This window comes from Piscinibacter sp. (assembly GCF_050175855.1).
Taxonomy (GTDB): Bacteria; Pseudomonadota; Gammaproteobacteria; order Burkholderiales; family Burkholderiaceae_C; genus Piscinibacter.
Genome location: NZ_JBFXIO010000530.1, coordinates 1 through 2,859, shown reverse-complemented (window position 1 = coordinate 2,859; position 2,859 = coordinate 1). Strand labels below are relative to the sequence as shown.

Sequence of the window (2,859 nt, the reverse complement as noted above, 5' to 3'; positions counted from 1 at the left end):
CGCCTCGGCGTAGCCGTGGGCTGGCTCCGCGGGGTTGGCCCAGGCCTGGCCGCTGCACTGGGCAGCGGCGCCCAGCGCCAGCCGGACGGTCAACGTGCGGGGACGGGTGGACGGCGGGCGCCGCCCGGCGTGCCGCTGCGGCACGCGAACGATGAAACGGGACACGACTCTCTCCTTCGGATCGAACTCAGGGCGAACGAGCGCGGCCCGGGCACACCGCGAGGGCGCGCCCGGACGCAGGTCCGCGGTCTAGTTCCGAAGGACGAGGAAGGAGAGGTAGAGCGGAGGTGACCCGACGGGCGGCCCATCGGCCACCGAGGCGGGCATGCTGGCCGCCAGCTGCGCGGCATCCGCCACGTCGACTATGCCGACCAGCGCCGCGCCGACCGCCATGGCCGGCGGCGCGTCCGGCGCCGCCACCTGGCTGTTCACCGAGGTCTTGTCGGCCTCGCAGTGGGCCTTGCACAGCTGCGGCTGCTCGGGGTCCATGCTGGCGGGCATGCCGTCGCAGTCGGGCATGGCCGCCATCGCGGCGGCGACATCAGCCGGGGCCGGTGCGAGCTGCGGACAGGCATACGCCGCCGTGGCCAGCTGGGTGAACAGCAGCACGGCGATGAGCCAGCCGGAAAGCCAGGCGCGATGACGACGCAACGCTCGCATGGTGAACAGTCTACGCATCTGCGGCCGCAGCGTCTTGCCCGGGATCAAGCCGGCTGCAGCACGGCCTCAGCGCGTGAGGAGGAGTTGCAGGTCGACCGGCAGTGTGGACTTGTTGGTCCACATCCAGCAGTAGTCCTGGTCGAGCGCCACCCGCAGCTGGCCGTTGGCGCTGGCGAGGGCATCGCGGCGCTCCGGGTAGCGCACGTCCTTGCCCTCGTGGTAGTGGATGTTGAAGTTCAACGGTCCGCTGGCATCGAAGCGCCAGGCCACCGACTGGGCCTTTGCGAGCTTGCCGCACACCTCGGCGAACTTGCCGGGCGCCACCGCCAGACGGCGTTCGAAGCGGCCGTCGCCGCTCCAGGCGATGTCGACGATTTCGGCCTGCGCGCCGGCCGAGAGCAGGACCACGAAAAGCGATCCCAGGCATCGGGCGAGAAAGGACATGCGGGAACTCCGAGTAGGGCTGGCGCGCGGGTGATTGAGCGTGCCGGTCAGGGTGATTGTCGAGGGCGCGCCGATCATCGACGCAGGCGTCCCGGGCAACGCCGGCCTGGGCTCTGGAAGGCAGATCAAGGACCATGCCTGCGCCTTCGGCCCGCCAACAGCCAGACACCGACAGCCGCCAGCGCCGCGTAGTTGGCCACCATGAACCAGGGCGTGGTCCAGGCGATGCCGTCGAAGCCGCGCTCGGTGAACGGATAGAGCACCGGCACGGCGTAGTAGTCGGCCGAGTGCGTGAACACGTCGATCACGATGTGCGACCACCAGCCGAGCAGCGGAAGCCAGAAGGCCCTGCGCACCGCCCAGAGCAGAGCGGTCACCGCAGTGGCGATCGGGGCGCTGTGCATCACGCAGTGCAGATGGTGAGACAGCAGCTGGATCAGCGGTGGCAGCCACGGCTCCTGTCCGGGTGCTGCCAGGGCATAGCCGCGCACGGCCGCAAAGGTCCCGTCGCCGAACGCCCACCACGCGACGATCGGCACCAGATGCACGACGTCCGGCACGGCCGCCAAGACCAGTGCGGTGGCCACCGTCCCGCGTGCGAGCGCCCGGCGACGGTGGACCACGGCCGCGCCCGCGGCGGCCCAGAGCGTGTGCGCGAGGATGTCCATGCCGAGCGCGTGACGTCAGTTCAGCAGCGCTGCGCGGCGAAGCCGGAGTGCATTCGCGATCACCGACGCCGAACTCAGGCTCATCGCCAGCGCCGCGATCATCGGCGACAGCAGCCAGCCGGTGAACGGGAACAGCAGTCCGGCCGCCAGCGGCACGCCCAGCGCGTTGTAGATGAACGCGAAGCCGAGGTTCTGCTTCATGTTCGCAATGGTCGCCTGCGACAGCAGCCGCGCCTGTGCGATGCCGCGCAGGTCGCCCTTGACCAGCGTCACCGGTGCGCTGTTCATTGCCACGTCGGTGCCGGTGCCCATGGCCACGCCCACGTCCGCCTGCGCCAGCGCCGGCGCGTCGTTGATGCCGTCGCCGGCCATCGCGACCACCCGCCCCTCGCGCTGCAGCGCCTTCTCGAGTTCCAGCTTGTCGGCGGGCGTGACCTCGCCGTGCACCGCGTCGATGCCGAGCCGCTGCGCGACCGCGCGTGCGGGGGTCAGGCCATCGCCCGTGGCCATCACCACCCGCAGGCCGGCCGCGTGCAGCGCGGCCAGCGCCTCCGGCGTGCTGGCCTTCACCGGGTCGGAGACTGCGAGCAGCCCGGCGAGGCGGCCGTCCACCGCGAGGTGCATCACGCTGGCGCCCTCCGCGCGCAGGCCCTCGGCCGGTCCGACCAGCGCCTCGACGGCCACGCCCTCCTGCTGCATCAGCGCCGTGTTGCCCAGCGCGATGCGCCGCCCTTCCACGCGGCCGCGCACGCCGATGCCGGAACTCGACTCGAAGTCCTCGGCCTTGGCCAGCACCAGCCCCTTCGCACGGGCGGCCTGCACGATGGCATCGGCCAGCGGGTGCTCGCTGCCCTGGTCCAGGCTGGCGGCCAGACGCAGCACCTCGTCGGCCGTGAAGCCACCGGCGGGCACGGCTCGGTCGAACGCGGGCTTGCCCTCGGTCAGCGTGCCGGTCTTGTCGACGATCAGCGTGTCGACCTTGCGGAAGTGCTCGATGGCCGCGGCGTCGCGGAACAGGATGCCCCGCGTCGCCGCTCGCCCGGTGGCGACCATGATCGACATCGGCGTGGCCAGCCCCAGCGCACAG

The 2,859-nt window shown here is 71.6% G+C and carries 4 protein-coding genes; all 4 read right to left on the bottom strand.

Annotated elements, in window-relative coordinates; all coding sequences use genetic code 11:
- Nucleotides 1-249: 249 nt before the first annotated feature.
- Complete coding sequence (locus AB7U92_RS25205) at nt 250-660, bottom strand: hypothetical protein (protein ID WP_428583303.1); 411 nt, start codon at nt 658-660, stop codon at nt 250-252.
- A 66-nt stretch (nt 661-726) separates the two neighbouring features.
- Nucleotides 727-1,104, bottom strand: a complete 378-nt coding sequence (locus AB7U92_RS25200) for a hypothetical protein (protein WP_428583301.1) — start codon at nt 1,102-1,104, stop codon at nt 727-729.
- A gap of 125 nt (nt 1,105-1,229) precedes the next feature.
- The gene (locus tag AB7U92_RS25195) at nt 1,230-1,772 is read right to left on the bottom strand and encodes a hypothetical protein (protein ID WP_428583299.1); all 543 of its coding nucleotides are present in this window, start codon (nt 1,770-1,772) and stop codon (nt 1,230-1,232) included.
- A 15-nt stretch (nt 1,773-1,787) separates the two neighbouring features.
- Nucleotides 1,788-2,859, bottom strand: a 1,072-nt coding sequence (locus AB7U92_RS25190) for a heavy metal translocating P-type ATPase (RefSeq protein WP_428583297.1), incomplete at its 5' end; no start/stop codon positions are given.